The sequence below is a fragment of the Neolewinella agarilytica genome, from assembly GCF_900110645.1.
GTDB classification, from domain to species: Bacteria; Bacteroidota; Bacteroidia; order Chitinophagales; family Saprospiraceae; genus Neolewinella; species Neolewinella agarilytica.
Map to the genome: position 1 here is coordinate 18,941 of NZ_FOFB01000010.1, position 19,780 is coordinate 38,720.

The 19,780-nt window shown below is 54.3% G+C and carries 11 protein-coding genes; 4 read left to right on the forward strand and 7 right to left on the reverse strand.

Features of this window, described 5'->3' with window-relative positions; translation table 11 throughout:
• Positions 1–13 precede the first annotated feature (13 nt).
• Together BM123_RS10280 and BM123_RS10285 are read right to left on the reverse strand one after the other, a co-directional pair.
• Positions 14–1,408: a hypothetical protein gene (locus BM123_RS10280; protein ID WP_090167986.1), complete on the reverse strand. Its 1,395-nt coding sequence runs from the start codon at positions 1,406–1,408 to the stop codon at positions 14–16.
• Complete coding sequence (locus BM123_RS10285) at positions 1,405–1,950, reverse strand: RNA polymerase sigma factor (protein ID WP_245748498.1); 546 nt, start codon at positions 1,948–1,950, stop codon at positions 1,405–1,407. Before BM123_RS10285 ends, BM123_RS10280 begins: the two co-directional genes overlap by 4 nt.
• A 422-nt stretch (positions 1,951–2,372) precedes the next feature.
• Between BM123_RS10285 and hppD the strand changes: the two genes are divergently transcribed.
• Both hppD and BM123_RS10295 read left to right on the forward strand, forming a co-directional pair.
• Positions 2,373–3,500 (forward strand): 4-hydroxyphenylpyruvate dioxygenase, encoded by a 1,128-nt coding sequence (gene hppD, locus BM123_RS10290; protein WP_090167987.1) that lies wholly within the window; start codon positions 2,373–2,375, stop codon positions 3,498–3,500.
• A 644-nt stretch (positions 3,501–4,144) separates the two neighbouring features.
• Positions 4,145–6,877, forward strand: coding sequence for a TonB-dependent receptor (locus BM123_RS10295; RefSeq protein ID WP_090167989.1), 2,733 nt, complete (start codon positions 4,145–4,147; stop codon positions 6,875–6,877).
• Positions 6,878–7,289: 412 nt separating this feature from the next.
• Here the strand turns inward: BM123_RS10295 and BM123_RS10300 are convergent, their stop codons facing one another.
• Positions 7,290–9,830 carry a BamA/OMP85 family outer membrane protein gene (locus tag BM123_RS10300; protein ID WP_090167991.1) on the reverse strand — a complete coding sequence of 847 codons (2,541 nt, stop codon included), beginning with the start codon at positions 9,828–9,830 and terminating at the stop codon, positions 7,290–7,292.
• A gap of 89 nt (positions 9,831–9,919) precedes the next feature.
• Positions 9,920–10,663 carry an isoprenyl transferase gene (locus tag BM123_RS10305; RefSeq protein ID WP_090168228.1) on the reverse strand — a complete coding sequence of 248 codons (744 nt, stop codon included), beginning with the start codon at positions 10,661–10,663 and terminating at the stop codon, positions 9,920–9,922.
• 265 nt (positions 10,664–10,928) lie between these two features.
• On the opposite strand from BM123_RS10305, the gene BM123_RS10310 reads away from it, so the two are divergent.
• Positions 10,929–12,020: a T9SS type A sorting domain-containing protein gene (locus BM123_RS10310; RefSeq protein ID WP_090167992.1), complete on the forward strand. Its 1,092-nt coding sequence runs from the start codon at positions 10,929–10,931 to the stop codon at positions 12,018–12,020.
• Positions 12,021–12,219: 199 nt separating this feature from the next.
• On the opposite strand, the gene BM123_RS10315 is transcribed toward BM123_RS10310, so the two are convergent.
• Both BM123_RS10315 and BM123_RS10320 read right to left on the reverse strand, forming a co-directional pair.
• Positions 12,220–13,146, reverse strand: coding sequence for a bestrophin family protein (locus BM123_RS10315; RefSeq protein WP_090167994.1), 927 nt, complete (start codon positions 13,144–13,146; stop codon positions 12,220–12,222).
• Positions 13,147–13,406: 260 nt separating this feature from the next.
• Positions 13,407–14,996 (reverse strand): septal ring lytic transglycosylase RlpA family protein, encoded by a 1,590-nt coding sequence (locus BM123_RS10320; protein ID WP_139211837.1) that lies wholly within the window; start codon positions 14,994–14,996, stop codon positions 13,407–13,409.
• 428 nt (positions 14,997–15,424) lie between these two features.
• Between BM123_RS10320 and BM123_RS10325 the strand changes: the two genes are divergently transcribed.
• Entirely contained in the window at positions 15,425–16,186 is a 762-nt protein-coding gene (locus tag BM123_RS10325) for an enoyl-CoA hydratase/isomerase family protein (RefSeq protein ID WP_090167997.1), read from the forward strand.
• Positions 16,187–16,491: 305 nt separating this feature from the next.
• Here the strand turns inward: BM123_RS10325 and BM123_RS10330 are convergent, their stop codons facing one another.
• Positions 16,492–19,761, reverse strand: a complete 3,270-nt coding sequence (locus BM123_RS10330; RefSeq protein ID WP_090167999.1) for a T9SS type A sorting domain-containing protein — start codon at positions 19,759–19,761, stop codon at positions 16,492–16,494.
• Positions 19,762–19,780: the final 19 nt, after the last annotated feature.

Genomic DNA, 19,780 nt, shown 5'->3' on the forward strand with positions numbered 1-19,780 from the left:
TAAACTATCGGCTCTAGAAGCTCTTACGAATCCCCAGTTGCAAACCCGCGACCCAATACTTTTCGCTTACCGGGGCACCTTTGACCGTAAAGGCGCCGGGGTAAGACTTGAAGAAAGGCTCAACCACCAGCAAGAAAGGCTCTTTATGCCCAATCCGGTAAGTAGTTGACAAAGAAGCCATCAGGCCAACACCGATATTATTGCGGTAACTACCTTCTGCTGATAAATCCTGCGGAACGGGTAAGTCCGGATTCAGGAAGCGCCCCCGAGCGCTGGTACTGAGATTGAAGATCGGGCCGGCATTCATTGACACCTGCAAGCGACGCCCCGGAATGCGGTAGCCAAGAAGAATGGGCGCTTCCAGCAGGCGAATCTGATTATTCGTAGCAATATCAACGGCGCTACCATTGATGAACTGACTGTACTCTACCCGGTTACGGATCTCAGCATAGGTAATGCCCCCCAGGAGCATCATCCGCTCCCCCAGCTTGCGGGTTCCCCGCAGAGTGATCTGATAGCTTACTTCCGGAAACTCCGTTACTTCCCGAATCTCTCTCAGGGGCAGTTGGCTGGCATCCGACTCGCGGAAGATCTGATTAGCATAAGCCACTCCAAAGAGCAACTCCGCCTGAAGACGATGGCGAGGGCTGACGGGAAAAGCCGGTGTCAGGTTCGCCCGTGGGCGATACTGGCGCTTTATTTCCGGAAAGGCCGTCTCATCAGTCGGCAACAACGTCAGAGAGGCAGCCGGCACTTCACTGACGGCATATAGCGCAGCGCGGGCTTCTTCAGTATTGGGGAGACGCTCTCCGGTAACCATTTCATCAGCCTCTGTAGTTAATTCCGCTAAGGCGAGACTGGCAGCTGAAGGCGTAGTGCCCATCGAGACGGGTTCTTCCCTTACCGATTCCGGCGGAATCGCCTGTTCATTCATCCGGCCCGATCCTTCCGGAATCGTAGTTAGATTAACACGGTTTTCTGCCTCAATACCAGACTGGGCGGATGCCTCTACAATATTTTTGTCGCCAGCAGGTACCGCCTCCTCAATCGCCACCGGTTCGGCTGGCGAAGCAACCTGCTCCATCGGAAATTCTCCGTTCAGGGGGCCAGCAAAAGAACGGTTCTGGTAGATGGTATACCCTACAGTGGAAACCAACAGCAATAGCGCTGCGGCAGTGGCCATGAGTAGTCTCATTGGCTTGCGGCTGCGCGCGGCCACGATGCGGTCCCACATTCCGGCGGGGACTTTACCCACCCGGCTTCTTAGTCCTGCGGCAAAAATGGCGTCCAGCTGTTCGCCTTCGGGCACGGTTGACTTAGCCGAATTAATCCGGCTCCACATATCTTCGGGAACGGCTGATTTGCGTCCGCTCAGCCCATCGCGGAATAGATCGTCGATCTGCTTCATATGGCGATGCGTTGGCGGATTTCAATTTGGCGCTGCAGCACCTTACGGGCCTTTAGCAGCTGAGAGCGGGAACTGGCCTCCTGGATGTTCAGCATATCGCCGATTTCCTTGTGGCTGTACCCTTCAATGGCGTAGAGGTTGAAGACCAGACGGTAGCCGTCGGGCAGTGCCTGCACCATTTCCAGTAATTCTTTTTCGCCCAGGTCGGCGTAGGCCGTCGGAGCGCCGGATCCTTCGGGGATGTTATCGAGCCCGGTTTGCTCCAGTTGGTAGCGTTTACGTTGGTATGTTTTCAGGGCAACGTTGACCGTCAGGCGCCGGGCCCAGCCGGCGAAAGAGCCCTGAAAACCGTATTTCGGCAGCTTGGCAAAGAGTCGGATGAAGGCATCCTGCAGCACATCTTCGGCTTCTGCCTGCGTACGGCAATAGCGCTGGCAGACGCCCATCAGCATCGGGGAATACCGTTCGAAGAGCAGGCGCGACGCCCGCTCATCGCCCCGCAGAGCGCCTTCGATCAGTTCTTTTTCCTTCATGCTTAACATCAATGGTCTATTGCTTTTCAACACGTAGACACGGTGAGAGGGGGGAATGTGGCCCGGGTACAAAGATAAAGTTTTGTAGGTTGGCTTTACGGCGCGGCCGCAGGTGCAAGCGAATGGATAGCGAAGCAATGCAGTAAGCATACGGTTAACGTCCAAACTAGTTGTTTTCGTTTGGTTGAGACGCTATGCGTCGACCGCGAACGGGGCCGAAGGCTCCCGGAGCGTGTAAACGCGGTAGCAGTACACGCCCAAAGTCGCTGTCGCTCCCTTGACCGGCTCGACGCATAGCGTCTCAACCAATCTACTCCGCGCATTACTAAAGGCCTCAAAGAAACAATTATTTGACCTTAAATTAGGCCATTATAAAGGCAAAACCCTAAATTTGCGCAAACAATAGTTGCACAGACAATAAAATATTGATTATGTCCTCGACCCTCGCCGCTCCTCAAGCAGAAGTACTTGCTGATGACTTCCCCCTTTTAGGTACTGACTACGTAGAACTTTACGTCGGCAACTCCCGCCAATCGGCGCTGTTTTACCAGGCCTGCATGGGCTTTCAGCCGCTGGCTTACGCAGGCTTAAGCACTGGTTTAAAAGATCGGGAGAGCTACGTGCTCGTTCAGGATAAGATTCGCCTGGTGCTCACCAGCCCCCTGAAGGGAGGCACGGAAATCGGCCGGCTACACGATCTGCACGGAGACACCGTCCGTTGTGTAGCCTTGTGGGTAGAAGATGCGACCAAAGCCTTCAACACCGCAGTGGAACGCGGTGCGCAGCCGGTGATGGAACCTTGCTCTTTTGAAGACGAGCACGGCACCTGCGTCCGCGCCCAAATCCAGAGCTTTGGCAATACCATCCATGAATTTGTGGAGCGCAAAGCTTACAACGGTCCTTTCCTGCCTGGCTACCAGGCCTGGAATCCTGAGTACCGCCCGGAGCCCGTTGGCCTGAAGTATATTGACCACATGGTGAGCAACGTCGACGAAGGCGAAATGAACACCTGGGTAAACTGGTACGCTGACGTGATGGGCTTCAAGCAGCTGATCAGCTTTGATGACAAAGACATTTCCACCAAATTCACCGCTCTGATGAGTAAGGTGATGAGCAACGGCAACGGCCGGGTAAAATTCCCGATCAACGAGCCGGCTCCCGGCCTAAAAAAGAGCCAGATCGAGGAATACCTCGAATTTCACGGCGGGCCGGGCATCCAGCACATTGCCGTTGCGACGGATGATGTGATCAGCACCGTACGGCAGCTCCGCGCCCGTGGCATTGAGTTCCTCCGGGTACCCGACACCTACTACGACACCCTACTCGAACGGGTGGGCGACATTGACGAAGACCTCTCTCCTCTCCGGGAGCTCGGCATCCTCGTTGATCGTGATGACGAGGGTTACCTCCTCCAGATTTTCACCAAGCCCGTACAGCCTCGCCCTACGGTCTTTTTTGAGATCATCCAACGAAAAGGCGCCACCAGCTTCGGCAAGGGCAACTTCAAGGCACTGTTCGAAGCCATTGAGCGGGAGCAGGAGTTACGGGGGACGCTGTAAGGTAGTCTGGTAGTCCTTATAGTCTGGTAGTCTTGTCGTTCATCAGGCTCCGCATTTTGGATGTGCTACAGGGCTCCGCTCTTTTACAGAGTGCTGCTCGTTGGAGGCGGCTACTACGCGCCTTAGGTTGCCGAAAATACATTGTTTTAGCCCCTTTCGGATCAAAATTCCGGGAGGGGCTTTTTCAGATATCGGGCCGCAAAGAAGGAGCAAAGCCCCAAACGAATTGAGGGAAATTCTGCTTTTTTCGCAGTTGCGAAAAAAAGCAGCGGGGTACAGGCGAGAAGCTGAACGTTAAGTAGTTAGCCTTTAAAAAATTAGCGAAAATTCGCACACAAAACACCTTTAAAGAATCTAATTCCGAAAAAACAAATGTAGGCACAACATTTTACGGTATATTGCAAAAATACCGTAGATAAAAAAGTAGTTCTGGCCATGTACACCAGGATTGGTTACGCGGATATTAAACCAAGCATATCGGCTGAACGGCTCTTTCCTTTCCACCAAACGCTATACAAAAAAACAAGTGTATTCCTTCCCGGAAGGAATTGAAATCACCCAGTGGTATCACAACTGGCGTGGTGGAGCACACTAATAAACCTTACCGGTCCGGGCGGTCATTTCTCACATAACGTAATTAGTATATGAAACCTCTTTATTTCAAGATTTTAGCCCTGTTGCTTGCGCTGCCTTTTGCGGCAACGGCACAAACGGTTTCCGGAACGGTAACGGACAATGGTGAGCCCGTTATCGGCGCTACCATTAGCGCGGGGTCCATGGGCACTGTTTCTGATCTGGATGGCAACTACTCTCTCAACCTTACCGGAGCAGGCACCTATGAGCTTACGGCCAGTTACATTGGCTACGCTTCCACCACCAAAACCTTTACGCTTTCGAGCGGGGAGACCGTCACCTGGAACATCGCGCTGGAAAGCGGAGCGACCAATCTGGAAGAACTTGTCATCGTAGGATCCCGGACAGCACCCCGTTCGAATACGACCTCTCCCCTACCGGTTGACGTATTCCGTTCAAAGGACCTGATTTCTACCGGGCAGACGACCTTCGACAAGGCCCTGCAGTACCGCGTCCCCTCTTTCAACACGGTTCAAACGCCGGTTAACGACGCAACGTCGCTGCTTGACCCCTACGAAATTCGTAACATGGGCCCAAGCCGCACGCTCATCCTGATCAACGGAAAGCGGAAGAACCTTTCTGCCCTGCTTTACACGCAAACCTCTCCGGGACGTGGAGAGACGGGTGCTGACATTTCCGGTATTCCGGTAGACGCCATCAAACGCATTGAGATTCTCCGTGATGGTGCCTCGGCCCAGTACGGCTCTGACGCTATCGCCGGTGTAATGAATATTATCCTTAAAGACGATGATGAAGCTGGCAGCTTCACCCTGCGCACCGGTATCACCAGTGAAGGTGACGGTGAGATGTACGGCATTGCCCTTAACAACGGTTCCAGCCTGGGCCGCGATGGTTTTATCAACTACACACTCGACCTGAGCAAGACCAACCTCGCCAACCGCCCCGGCACCGTAAGTGCAGAAGGCGAAGCTGGTGACTTTGGTGCAGACCTGGCTGATGTACAGCGCTTCCTGTCCGCTTACCCTGATGCCCGCAACATTAATGGCTCACCGGAGACAACGGCTTCCAAAATCGCGGTCAACTTCGGAAACAACCTTACGGAGACCACAGAGATCTATGGCGACGCCGCTTACATTTATAAGCGGGTAAACTCCTTCGCCAACTACCGTACTCCTTACTGGCGTACCGAAGAAGACTTCCCTTACCTGGCGGACTTCTTCCCCGACGGACCAAACGGTGAGTACATCGGTTACGTTCCTACCTTCGAAGGTCTCCTGAATGATTACAACGCCACCCTCGGCTTCCGTACGGAAAAGAATGGATGGATTGCCGACCTGAGCTTCACCGTTGGTGGAAACCAGCAGACCTACAAAGTCAACAACTCGCATAACCGCAACAATACCCTTAACCCGGATGGAACCTTCACCTACCGGGAGAACAGCCCGATTACTTTCGATCCCGGTGGCACCCGTTTCACCCACACTGTTGGTAACATTGATGTCACCCGCCGCCTTTCTGACAAGGTGGGTATTGCATTCGGTTCCGAATTCCGAAACGAGAACTTCACCATTATCGAAGGACAACTTTCCAGCTATGAGGACGGAGGAGCCGACTCTTTCGCCGGTAACGACCCTCGTAACTCCGGTAAGTTTAATCGTTACAACTTTGGTGGTTACGCTGACGCAGCATTTGACATCACCGATGATTTCCTGGTAAACGCAACCGTTCGCCTCGAGAACTACTCTGATTTTGGTAACGCCTTCGTTTATAAGGTGAGCTCACGTTATAAATTCAATGAAGATAAGATCACGCTCCGCGCGTCTTTCTCTACGGGCTTCAAGGCTCCTACGCTACACCAGATTTTCACGCAGAAAGCACAGTACAGCTTTGTTCCCGGCCAGGGTATCCAGGTAGGCGGATTGGTTAACAACGTTAGCCGCGAAGCACGCCTGCTGGGCCTCCCTGCTCTTGACCCCGAGAAGTCTACTAACTTCACCGTTGGAGTTGGCCTTCGCCCATCTGACGACCTGAGCATCACGCTCGATTACTTCAACATTAGTGTTAAAGACCGGATTATACTCTCCACGGAAATCGGTGGGACTGATGGCGGAGGCACCGAACTGGACGCCATCCTGTCTGACAATAACCTGTCTGACCTCAGTTTCTTCGTAAATGGCCTTGACACCCGCACCTCCGGTATCGACTTCGTAGCTAACTACCGCGGCTTCAAGCTTGGTGAGAATGCCCTGAACATCAATCTTGCCGGCAACTACATGCTCCAGAACGAACGTGACGGTGACGTTAAGAACCCGGCCATCGTTGCCAGCGCCGGCCAATCCGTTGCTAATCAGACACAGGAAGCCCTGTTTTTCACTTCCCGCCCAAAGTACAAGGCAATCCTCGGTCTCAGCACTGACTTTGGCAAGTTGGGTGTCTCTCTGAACAACACCGTATTCGGCCCGACTACTTTCTACCAGCAGGGCCTTGATGCAGGTATTTTTACCGAGTTCAGCACAAAGGTTGTAACCGATCTCGCCCTCAACTACGGGATCACAGAGATGACGACCCTATCGCTCAACGTGAACAATCTGCTCAACGTACTGCCCGAGTGGGAATTCAAGTCTGAAATCAGCGGCGACAGCCGCCTCAACGACGCCGAGTTCCTCCAGAACCAGTCTAACCTGATTACTTTCAACCAACGTTACTCGCAAATGACTTATGATGGCTACCACTTCAGCCAGCTGGGCACGATGCTGAGTGCGGCGCTGAACGTTCGGTTCTAAAGTCCAATTGGCCAGCCGTCAATTAGCCAAACAGTCTTAAGGGGCTGCCCCGCTACGTTTCCGCCGGCTGATTTTACTATCGACTAAAAAGTCCCCATTGACGAAGTGTCAATGGGGGCTTTTTAGGTTTCGCTTATTCGTTGGTTCGGCTTGTCCTTCCTACAGTTGTCGGACGTTGCTCTACTACCAGTAGATCACCTTCCTCCATAACCTACTTCGCCTCCGGTATTGATTTACCGGAGGCGTAGTGCTAAAAGACCGAAGGCCGTCTTAAAGAAAAACAAGCGAAGCGCATTTTTCGTCTACAAGAGAGCGAAGCGAACGTCTTAAAGGAAGAGGAGCGAAGCGATCTCTTCCGTCTAAAAGAAACCGCGCGCAGCAAGGTTTCGTCTAAAAAAACGCTTAGCGTTTTTTACTCCGGCTCAAAGCCAAGAATAATGTTAAATGTGGAAGGCTTCACGCTCTCATCCAACAGGTCTTTATCAAATCCGTAGCCCCAGTCAAAGCCAAGGGTACCGAACATCGGCAGGAAGACACGGGCACCGAAGCCTACGGAGCGCTTCAGGTCAAATGGGTTGAAGTCACGGGCAGAGCGCCAGGCGTTACCGCCCTGGGCGAAGGCCAATACATAGATAGTACTGGAAGGATTCAAACTAAGCGGGTAGCGGAGTTCTACGGTGTACTTGCTGAAGATGGGCGTAGCAACCTCACGCTCGAGTCCTGTACTACTAATAATGGAGTTATTGGGCAGATCGGTCGTTTCGTAACCACGCAGGCTGATAATGTCAACGCCGGCAAACTGGAACTGCTGGTTGTTGATACCGTCGCCACCGAGCTGGAAACGCTCAAAGGGAGCAACACCAATTTCGTTGTCATAAGCCCCCAGGAAGCCGATCTTGGCCTGGGTCTTCAGCACCAGCTTACCCACCAGTGGTGTGTACCAGTCGGCATTCAAGCGCCATTTGTGGTACTCCAGATAGCGGAAGCGGTCTTCCGGGTTGTTGAGCTTTTCGGGGTCGTCGTCCACCAGACCGAGTTGGCGGTAGGGAGGCGTCAGCTTAACCGTCAGCTCGATGTTAGAGCCCTGCTTAGGGAAGATCGGGTCCGTAGCCGTTGTGCGGGCCAGGGTGAACTGGAAGCTGAAGTTATTATAGTTACCCGTCGTAACGGCCTCACCGGCATCGGTGGTAAAGAGTTGGCTCCAGTTATCAAGGACCAGCTGCTGAACGTTGATACCGCTACGGAGGATGAAGTTATCATCCGGCCAGCGGAGGCGGGTACCGAGGCTTACGGAAGCCTGCTTAATGATCAGCTTACGGGGTGCCGTAGTAATACCGAGGTCATACTTGTTGTAGAAGCCGGAAACCGTCAGGGAAGCAGGACGCTTACCACCGAGCCATGGCTCGGTCAGGCTGACGTTGTAGCTCTGGAAGAAGCGGCCGTTGGTCTGTGCCCGCAGGCTCAGTCGCTGCCCGTCTCCCTGTGGGAGCGGGTGCCAGGCTTCTTTGTTGAAGACGTTGCGCAGGGAGAAGTTATTGAAGGTCACGCCCAGCGTGCCAATAACGCCCCGGCGTCCACCCCAACCAGCACTGAGCTCCAACTGATCACTTGGCTTTTCTTCTACGGTGTACTTGATGTCCACCGTTCCACGATCCGGGTTAACGGGCGTATCGATGCCGAGGGTCTCCTGATTAAAGTAGCCCAGGCCGATGATTTGCCGCTGGCTGCGGATGATGTCCGAGCGGGAGAACTTCTGCCCCGGGCGGGTGAAGACTTCGCGGCGGATGACGTGCTCGTGCGTCCGGTCATTACCTTCGATGGTCACTTTATCAATCGTCGCCTGCGGGCCTTCAAAGATGCGCATCTCCAGGTCGATAGAGTCGCCGGCAATGGCGACCTCGATGGGGTCTACGCTGAAGAAGAGGTAGCCATTGTCCATGTAAAGGGAAGATACGTCCGCATTGTCCGGGCTGAAGCTCAGGCGGCTTTGCAGTTCTTCTTCGTTGAAAATATCTCCTTTTTCGATGGCCAGTACGCGGGCAAGCGTCTCATCGTCGTAAATGGAATTTCCTTTCCAGGTGATATTGCGGAAGTAATACTGGTTGCCTTCATTCAGGTCAACGTTGATCACCAGCTCACCGTCTTCGTTTCGGTAAATGCTATCTCCCAGTACCCGCGCATCCCGGTAACCCTGGGTGTTATAGAAAGCGATGATTGCTTCCTGATCAATTTTATATTCTTCCGGACGGAATTTGGAACTTTTGAAGATTCGCCCCTTCTGAGACGTCTCCTTCATTTTCTTACGCAGCTTCTTGTCTTTGATGGCCGTGTTGCCATTGAAGTTAATCTCCGCAATTTTCACCCGGTCTCCGCGCTCTACGTCAAACACCAGGCGAACAGAATTCGCACGGGAAGAGTCAACGATTTCTTCCACCTCAACGGCAGCGTCAAGAAAGCCTTTCTCAATGAAAAACTTCCGGACTCCCTCAGCAGCGTTCACCTTAGCGTCTTCCGTAACGATGCCTCCGCGAACGATGTAGGTGTTCACTACCTCATTCAGGTCTTCGTGCAAGCCCTGTTTCACTCCTACATAACTGTGGCGCAGAAAACGGGGGCGTTCCTCCACCCGTACGACAAGGAAGATAACATCTCCGATCGTTTTTTCCTGCTCGATGGATACATCGGTGAAGAGACGAAGTCTCCAAAGGTTTTTGATGGCACGGGGGATGTCTGGTCCGGGAATCCGGACTTTATCGCCTACGCTCAGGCCCGTCACACCAATAATGGCGTTCTGCTCGGCAAAGAACGCACCGGCCACCGTGATGGCACCGATCTCATATTCCTGAGGTTGCGTGTAGTTGTAAACGGGAAGGTCCAGTGAGTCCGTTTGTGCGCTTACCGTAGCAAACGTGAACAGACAGAAAACGGATAAGAAGAATACACTTAGTTTCATTCGTCGCTGATTTGCGCCCCGCCAAAATCGGGGTAGGCCGGAAGTACCGGTTGAATAGACAGGGATTATGCCGCTGGGGTTGGTTGAGCTTAGCTGAGTTGTTCGCTGGTTTTGCCAAAACGTCGTTCCCGTTGCTGAAAGTCGATGATGGCAGCGTAAAGATCGGGCTTTCGGAACTCCGGCCAGAAAACGGGACTGAAGTAAAATTCGGAGTAGGCCGCCTGCCAGAGAAAGAAGTTGCTTAGTCGGTTTTCGCCGCTGGTCCGAATGATGAGTTCGGGGTCAGGGAACTCCCGGGTAGACAACTGTTGATCGATGAGTTCTTCGTCGATATCGACGGGGTTTAGCCTGCCGGCAGCGGCCTCTCCGGCGATGCGCCGGATGGCGTGGGTCAGGTCCCACTTACCGCTGTAGTTAAGTGCCAGGATGAGTTCCATACCCTCGTTCTTCGCCGTGTTCGCGATGCCAAACTTCAGTGCATCACGAGTGGCCTCGGGCAACTTGCTGGTATCCCCGACGGAGCGCAGGCGGATATTATTTTTCAGCAAAGTCTCCATTTCGGAGCCAATAGTGTCCACCAGCAACTGCATTAAAGCGCCCACTTCCATCTCTGGCCGACTCCAGTTTTCGGTACTGAAGGCGTATAAAGACAGGCAATCGACGCCCAGCTCTGCGCAGGCTTCCACCGTGGCTCTTACGGATTCTACGGCACTGTGATGCCCGAAGACGCGGGGCTTCCCCCGGTCCTTGGCCCAGCGGCCGTTGCCGTCCATAATCACCCCGATGTGACGGGGGAGGCGGCTTTTGTCAACTTGATCCAATAATTCACTCATATCAAAAAGTGCCGCAAAGGTACGGATAGCAAGAAGAAGATTAGCGATTTGGGATTCTCGATTCTCGATTCCCGATTTTGCGCGACACAATGATCGGTATCCGAAACCTTGAGGCATAGCGAGGTAAGCAGACTTATACGCAGCGACTGCCGTAGTGCCCCGCAGCGGGGAAAAGATAAGCGAGATGGAATAGATGACAGGCGATTTTGGCGCACACGCAGGTGCAATGTGAAAAGTATCAGCGCAAAGTTTTCCCTCCCGCAGTGTGCATTCTCTCTCCAGCCTGCATCTACTGATCAACCAGAACATCTTTACCATGGCTTACACTCCGTTGAAAATATCCGTCCCTACTCCCTGTCATGAGGACTGGAATGGCATGACCCCGGTTTCCGGCACTACTGCCCGCCACTGCGACAGTTGCGCGAAGAATGTAACCGACTTTACGGGCTTCACCGACGACCAACTCCATGCCTACGCCCGGGAGAACAAAGGCCGTATGTGTGGTCGCTTCCGCCCCGATCAGCTCGAACGGCCACTCCGCGCCATCTCTGACCGCCGGGCGAGCCCGCTGAAAGTAGCCGCCGCTACGGCCGGCCTGCTGCTCTCGTCAGCGGCGATGGAGGCTCAGTCGGCCCTCCCGACTCCGGAGAGCCCCGCCAAAGTGGAAACAAAAGATGCTACCCTGGCTAACATACGGGCCATCAACGCCGCGCACCTTTCTACGGACGCTGACGCTACAACCATCCGCGGTGAAATGACGGCCAAACCGGTAACGGCGGACAGCCTGCCACCTCGTCCGCCCGTAGTCGGCAAGATCGCCATCCACCCTCGCATAGAGGATGAAATCGTTGGGGACATCGTCGTCGAGCCCATTCCGGACACTATTCCCGGAGGAGAAATTATTTGTCCGATTCCGGATACCATCCCGCTGCCCGAGGAGCAACACCCAATGATCATGGGCATCATGATCATGGAAGTTCCTGAGCCTACCGGCATGGATTGGGTTAAGGATACGATTAAGCAAATGCTACCTCAACTTCCCTTGCCTCCCAAGGAACCCACCTCGCACCCGCGGCCGCGCCCGGAAGCCACTTATCTCGAATCACTCGTCGTCTCTCCGAATCCCTTTGACCGTGAGCTTCGCCTGGACCTCAACGTCCCTAAAGACGGCTCTTTGGTCATTGAGCTCCTTAATGCTAACGGCCAGCTCGTGCACAGCCAGCTGTGGCACGTCGTTGCCGGCGACAATTTCCTGAACCTGGCCCCTAAGCGACGTAAAACCAGCCCCGGCATTTACTACCTCCGGATTACTGACTTTAATGAATTGGAAGTGGTGCGGACGGTGGTGAAGAGGTGATTGGTTTGTTGGTTCGTTGGTCCTTTGGTTCGTTGGGCTACCGCACGTTGGAGGCGTTGGAGGCTACCGCACGTTGGAGGCGTTGGAGGCTACTGCAATTTGGAGGCGTTGAGGCAAAATCTTCCTTTGCCGCCTATAACACCTCCAACGTGCGGCAGCCCAAAAGACCAACAGACCAAAAAACCAACGGACCAACGAACTAAAAAACTTTAGTGTACAGCTCCTTCCCCTCCCGCTCCGCCGGGGTCCGGTCTTCCAGAATTTCGAAGACGTTCCGCTTGATGGTGTGAGCGATGTCTGCGGTGGGGAGATCATTGCAGTCCAGGCCAAAGGGGTCTTCGATTTCTTCACCCATTAATTCTATTCCCAGCAGTGCGAAAAAGACGAGCATGGTGATGGGAATTGTCGTCCAGCCGAAGCCTTCCGCCAGGCCGCAGGGCAAGAGAATACCGTAGGCGGTGATGAAAATTTTCAGGTACACATTGTAGCTGAAAGGGATGGGTGTTTTCTTGATTCGTTCACACGCTCCGAGAATATCCAGCAAGCTTTGGTGCTGCGCCTTGATGTTGATGTAATCTCCCTCATTAATTACCCCGTCGCGGTGAGCCGCGGCAATGCGCTGAAAGATGCGCAGCGCGATGAAGTTCGGGACGTGATCCTTACTCTGGTAGTAGCCCTCTTCTTCCGGGCTCAGGTAGATGAGCTTCTCCAGCTCCACCCCATCGCGGAGGTGCCAGGCCAGGCCGATACAGAAGTTGGCAATGTGCTTGGCCATGAAACGGCGGATCCCCGTATCGGATTCCGGCCACATGCTGTCTACGTAGATCGCCAGATTACGGGAATTATTGACCAATGCTCCCCATTGCTTACGTGCCTCCCACCAACGATCGTAGGCCGTGGTCGTACGGAAGCCCAGGAACAGGGACAGAATAACCCCCAAAAGAGAGAATACTGTTGTGTCCATCATCAGGAACTCCTCCAATTCAAAATATTCCGTAGCCCAAACAAAGACGGCTGCGTAAATGCCAATCCCCACTACTGAACGCACAATTCGTTGCATCGTCCAGGAGGTAAACAAGTGGCTTATGTCACTGAACCAATTGTCGTTAGTCTTATATAAAATCATGGAAGAGGAAGTGTAGGTTACGATTTAAAAAGAGCAATCGTTAATTCTCGTTAATAGGACCAGGCCCGATCGTTATTAAATAATTAAACTGGCGACGGAAAGTAACTTCGGGGCCTTGGTTTCGTCAATACTAGCATGAATATCGATAATAAAAGCTGGAGACTTTTGGTGCTGATCATCCTGCTCATCATGCCGGCATTTTTGCTGTCATTGATACCGGCTTAATACGCCAATTCTGAAAGCGTCCGGTATCATCCTGCCTACTGCACCCTTCTTACGGAGGTACCGGGATAGCCCGCTTCACTGAGTTTATCTTTCAGGTCTTCGGCCTGTCCCTGAAAATAGTACTTCCCGGCAAAGACCCGGGTCACTTTTCCTACCGTAGCGGTGAAGACCATCGGGAAGCCTTTCGCTTCCAGATCTTTGGCGACCTTTTCTGCTCCTGCCTTTGATTTATAGGCGCCTACCTGTACGCCAAAGAGAATATCTGCGGGGTCAAAGGTTGGTGCATCCGTGGGCTTAGCCGTGTATTGGGTCTCCGCTTGTGTAGCGGGCGTGGGGGGCGCTACTGCTGCCTGACCGTAAGTAACCGGCGCGGCATCCGAAGCGGGCACCCTGACTTTTTTGACGACCGTTTTCGGATATCCGCCCTTGGTCAGTGCCTGCTTGGTGGGGGCGGCATCTTCCGCCGTAGGAGCTTTGCCCACGTAGACACGAGAGATCTTCCCGTCCGTGATGGTGTAAGCATCCGTAAATCCTTTTTCTTTCAAATCGGCAACCGCCTGTATGGCGTTCGCCCGGTTCCCAAAGGCCGCTACCTGTACGCCGTAGACTTCTGCCGTAGGGACAGCAGTAGAAGCCGGGGCCGTGTTCGGCGGTGCCGGGGTCTGGTAGGTAGCGGGTGCAGAGCCCTCACCCGTTACCGTTGGGGCGGGTGGTGGTGCCTGGCCGGGGCTGAGAGCAGTAGTATTGGCCTCGCTGGTGGCTTCCCGCTGGGCTTTAGCCCAGGCGCCACGGTCGCAGGTAGGCCCGTCCTGGCCCATGCTCACCACCCGTACGTGCACACGGGCAACGCCCGCCTCCAGAATGCCCGCCTGCTTGGCAGCAGCCCGGCTCAGGTCCAGAATGCGGTCCTCATAATGCGGACCACAGTCATTTACACGTACGCGGGTTTTAGCTCCACTAACGACGTTAGTTACTTCCAGAATGCTGTTGTAAGGGTATAGTTTGCTGGCGGCAGTAAACTTTGTCAGGTCATATGTTTCGCCGGTACTGGTCGAGCGGCCGTTTAACCGATCGGCGTAGTAGCTGGCCATTCCCTCGACAGTTCCCGTGGGCAATGGAGTGGTTACGACCGTAGAACCACCGTTCGTGCTGCCTGGTGTCCAGGCCGGAGGCGGTGGTGGAATCGACTTCCCTTCTTTACGAAGTTGCTTAGCCCATGCTCCCCGGCTACAGGTCGGACCGGAGTCACTGCTCCGGATGATGCGCAGGCTCACCTTGGCTTCTCCTTGCTTGATGAAATCCAGATCGGTAGCGGCGGCTTTCGTCAGGTCGATGATCCGGCCTTTGAGGTGAGGACCGCAGTCGTTGATCCGTACCTGGACGCTTTTACCGTTTGCAACGTTCGTCACTTCCACGATGGTTCCCCAGGGCAAATCCTTACTGGCAGCCGTATATCCTTTGTGGAGAAAAACCTCTCCCGTACTCGTTAGTTTGCCATCAAAGCGATCACCATAAAAAGTAGCAATACCTTCCAGCTGCTGGCTGCTGAGTGGCAGCGCCAGCACAAAGGCGAAAAGTATCAGGAAGAGTCGGTTGTTCAGTATCGTTTTTTGCTTGGTATACATAGTAAGTTGGGCTTGAAATCGACCGTAATTTACGGCTGGCGGGGTGAAAGCGATGGATAATGTTTCAATGATGAATGGGTGAGGGCGCGGACGCAGGTGCAGAGAAAAGACTTTAGAAGCCGGATTTCCCGGCCGCCCCAGCAAAATTATGGGCGCAGCAGAAGACGATACCCACCCTGTTGCACAGTACAGTAAACGCTCCCCACTGCTCCGTCAGTACCCTCGATAAAAAGATCGATAAAAGCCAGCAGGAAGGGCTGGCAGGGCAGGCGATTGGACTGGCCCGGTAAGGTACGGGGTGCTGGTTGGTCCCTCACTCCCCACTAATCTGTACATATCCTGAGACGGTAGATTAAGGCTATTCACATGAGGCCGGTCCAATATAAACCCTACCTTCGCCCCACCCAACCACCACATAAATCCAACACATGAACCCCAACGGTGAAATCAACAGCCAGCTGATGCCCAGCGGCGTCCGTCACATCACTTTTTCTCATCCGGCGCACAACAGCTTCCCGTCTAATCAGCTGCGGGCAGTGGTAGCCGCCATCGATGCTGCCGGCAACGATGAAGATACCCGCTGCATCCTGCTGCGTAGCGGTGGCGAACGGACTTTCTGCGCGGGGGCCAACCTCGACGAGCTACTGGCCATTGAAGACCGTAAAGGAGGCAAGGAATTTTTCATGGGCTTCGGCAATTTGCTACTCGCCATGCGGGCCTGCCCCAAGCCCATTGTTGTCGCCGTACAGGGCAAGGCTATTGGTGGTGGCGTCGGCATCGCCGCCGCAGCGGACTACTGTCTCGCCACCGAAGCCGCCAGTATTAAACTCAGTGAACTGGCCATCGCCATCGGGCCCTTCGTCATCCTTCCGGCGCTGCGCCGGAAGATGGGCACGGCGGCCACCTCCGAGCTCTGCCTCGACACGGAGTGGCACAACGCCCGCTGGGCCCACGAAAAAGGGCTTTACCAACGACTCTTTCACACTTATGAAGAGCTCAATACCGCCGCTGAAGACCTGGCCACTAAGCTGGCAAAGTATAGTCCGCAGGCCGCCGCCGAGCTTAAAAAAGCCCTCTGGGAGGGCACCCGGGGCTGGCCCTACCTGATCGAAGAGCGTGCGGAGATCTCCGGTCGGCTGGTGCTGACGGCAGAGGCGAAGCAGGCGCTGGCGAAGTTTAAGAAGAAGTGAGCAGAGGGGCTAAAGTCGTCAGACCAGGAAATTAAAAACCCCACCGCAGCAAGCCACGGTGGGGAAAAAACCGAATGTCGCTCCATTCGGACTATGTTACAAACCATCATTGATCAATATGATCACCAACGACAGTGTTTCTTTGGGGGAGAGGAGCTCCAGCTCCGACATCGACGGTAGCGAGAAACGATTTTGCCCGGATTACACACCGTGAATGAAACAAGCATGCTACAGCGCAAGCCCACTCCAAAAGCCTTCGGCTTCAGTCGTGAGTCGGAGCTGGAGCTCCTCCGCCCGATGGTTGATTACCGTTTCACCCAGCGCAGCGTCTCCGTTGGGAGTTGGAGCAGGTAGATGCCTGAAGGCAGAGCGCGCACATCAAGCGATTGCCCTTCCAGAAGGCTTTGCCCCAGAACTATACGACCCTGTGCGTCAAGCACCCGAACGTTTCCTCCGACGAAGCCTTTGACCCAAAGTTCATCCACCGTCGGATTGGGGTACAGGCTAAGCTGGCTGGCGCCCGTCACCTCTACTACCCGAACTTCGCTCAGCGTCTCCGTGCCATCGAAATCAATCTGGCGTAGGCGGTAGTAGTTGAGGCCGGAGACGGGGGTTTCGTGGACGAAGTCATACCACTGCTCCTCCGAACTGCCCCCTGCACCTGCGACCGCGCCCAGCTGCGTGAACGTTTGCCCGTCCACACTATGCTCGATCTCGAAGCGGTCATTATCTGTTTCGGTCGTCGTCATCCAGTCCAGTTGTACGCGCTGCTTTTCGATGGCGCGGGCTTCGAAAGTGGTCAGCTCTACCGGCAATAGCGCATCGTTGGAAAAAAGGTAAAAGGTAGAAAAGGAGCCCGTAAAGAATTCGAAATAATAATCTTCATCCGCACATCCGGTTCTTTCCAGGGTCGCACTTATTGACGTAGCATTCTGCCCCGTATATCCGCTTCCACACTCTTCGCCGTCGGCTTTGATGATGGCCAGATCGCCAATCCCCATTTCAGGGTCGGCCGCCAATAAGGCGTTTACTTCAGCTTCCGTGTAGTAAAGCCGAACGTAGAGCGGTTCGCTGTTTGGCTGAACGACTTGTCCGCTTCCGTCCAACAGCTGCAGGAAAGTTCGCTTACTGAGTAAGGGATTACCACTCACCGTTTCGGTCATAGCTGCTGAAGTATAGATACCGGCTCTGACTCCACTGATGTTCGTATTGTTCCCAACGATCACCTGAGCGATCAGCTTGCCATCAGGGTCTTCGATGTCCCACCAGGCCTGCCCGCCCGTAACGGGAGTCACCGTCTGCACACAATTCCCCGCTGATCCGGAAGAGATCGCCTCTTCTACCACCACCGTCACCGTTGCGGTACAGCTGGCAGAGTTTCCTGCCAGATCCCCTACCGTCAGGGTTACCGTATTCGGCCCTTCGTCATCACAGGTAAAAGAAGATATGTCGATACCGCCTCCGGCTAAATTTCCGCAGCCATCGAAACTTCCGTCATCGATCTGACCGGCATTGATGTTAACCGTTTCTCCTTCGGTAAGCGTTACCGTCCGGTCCTGACAAAGCGCGGTAGGCGGAGCAAAATCTCCCAGAGAACAATCTACAACCACCTTAAAAGTGACCGTTTCAGTAATGACATTGCCCCCTTGGTCCGTAATGGTCAGGGTCTGGCTCCAGTTGTAAGTGCCAGGACTATCTGGTGCTTCCCAATGACGGGCGGAGATCAGCGTTTGACCGGGAGTCTGGTCGAAACCAGTGTTGGCAATCTGGAAACCATCCTGATCGACGATATTAATGAGGTCATAGTCGCCAAGGCCGGTGTTCGTCCAGGCAAAGCGGGTCGTCAACGTATCTCCGGCGCCCAAGGTGACCGTTTGGCTATTTACAGGTCCGTAAGGAACCGGGCAGTTTGGAGCGATGGTATTATCACAAACGTCTGACTGGCGAGCCACGCCAAATTCAATTTCCACCATGGGGGCTTCAACGATGACGATGTAGGTCACCTCGGCCGTCACCATATTTCCTCCCTGATCGGTAATCGTCAGCAGCTGACTGAAGTTGTAGGTGCCGGGCAAAGCAGGAGCTTCCCAGTGGCGGGAGGAAATTAAAGTCTGCCCGGGCTCCTGGTCAAAGCCGGTGTTCGCAATCTGAAAATCGTCCTGATCAGCCAAATTGATCAGGTCATAGTCTCCCAGACCGGTATTCGTCCATGCATAGCGGGTGGTGAAAGTATCCAGCGCACCGACGGTAATGGTCTGCCCGTTAAGGGCACCGTAGGGAACGCTACAATTCGGCGCTGTAGGTTCGTTATCGCAGACATCCGCCTGGCGGGCAACGCCGAATTCAATTTCCACCATAGGAGCTTCAACGATGACGATGTAAGTCACCTCGGCCGTCACCATATTTCCTCCCTGATCGGTGATCGTCAGCAGCTGGCTGAAGTCGTAGGTGCCGGGCAAAGCAGGAGCTTCCCAGTGGCGGGAGGAAATTAAAGTCTGCCCGGGCTCCTGGTCAAAGCCGGTGTTCGCAATCTGAAAATCGTCCTGATCAGCCAAATTGATCAGGTCATATTCTCCCAGACCGGTATTCGTCCATGCATAGCGGGTGGTGAAAGTATCCAGCGCACCGACGGTAATGGTCTGCCCGTTAAGGGCACCGTAGGGAACGCTACAATTCGGCGCTGTAGGTTCGTTATCGCAGACATCCGCCTGACGGGCAACGCCGAATTCGACACTTACCTGTGGGGCCTGTACAATTACCACGAAGGTGACCGTCCGAACAGCTTCATTGCCGGCAAAATCGGTAACCGTCAGCGTCTGGCTGTAGTTATAGGTTCCGGGCAAAGCCGGAGCCTCCCAGTGGCGGGAGGAGATAAGGGTCTGGCCGGGTACTTGATCGAAGCCGGTATTGCCGACCTGAAACCCGTCCTGATCGACCAGGTTTTCCATGTCGAAGGTACTCAGGCCCGCGTTGGTCCACGCAAAGCGGGTCGTGAAGGTATCCAGCGCACCGACGGTAATGGTCTGCCCGTTAAGGGCACCGTAGGGAACGTTACAATTTGGCGCTGTAGGTTCGTTATCGCAAACATCCGCCTGGCGGGCGACGCCGAATTCGACATCCACCGCTGGAGCCACAACATCCAGCGTGTATTGGCCCGTCACCGTAGCGCTGGCGCCGGCGGCATTCTGGACGTTAGCGGTAACGGTGGCCGTTACCGTTCGGGGAAGTGTTTCGGCGGGAAAAATCCGGTTGGCCGTCACGGTTTGCCCCGGCACAATGGTAATTGGCGAAACCGGCACAATGACACCCCGGTCGCTATCCGTAACGGAAGCCATAGTAATGGTACCGCCGGAGTTATTGGTCAGGCGATAGGTAATGATGATGTCTCCGTCCTGCCCAGGCAGGTAACTGAGCATGTCCTCACCGTTTGGAACGGCAATACAATCCGTATTCGGGTCAGTGATGGGCGCCGTACACTGTTCATCCGCCAGGCCGATAGAAGCCGTCATGGTGAACTGGGCGCGGGCGCAGGTGCAGAGGAAAGTTATTAGAAGCAAGAGGAAAAGATAGCGCATAGTCCGTGGTTTTATCTAG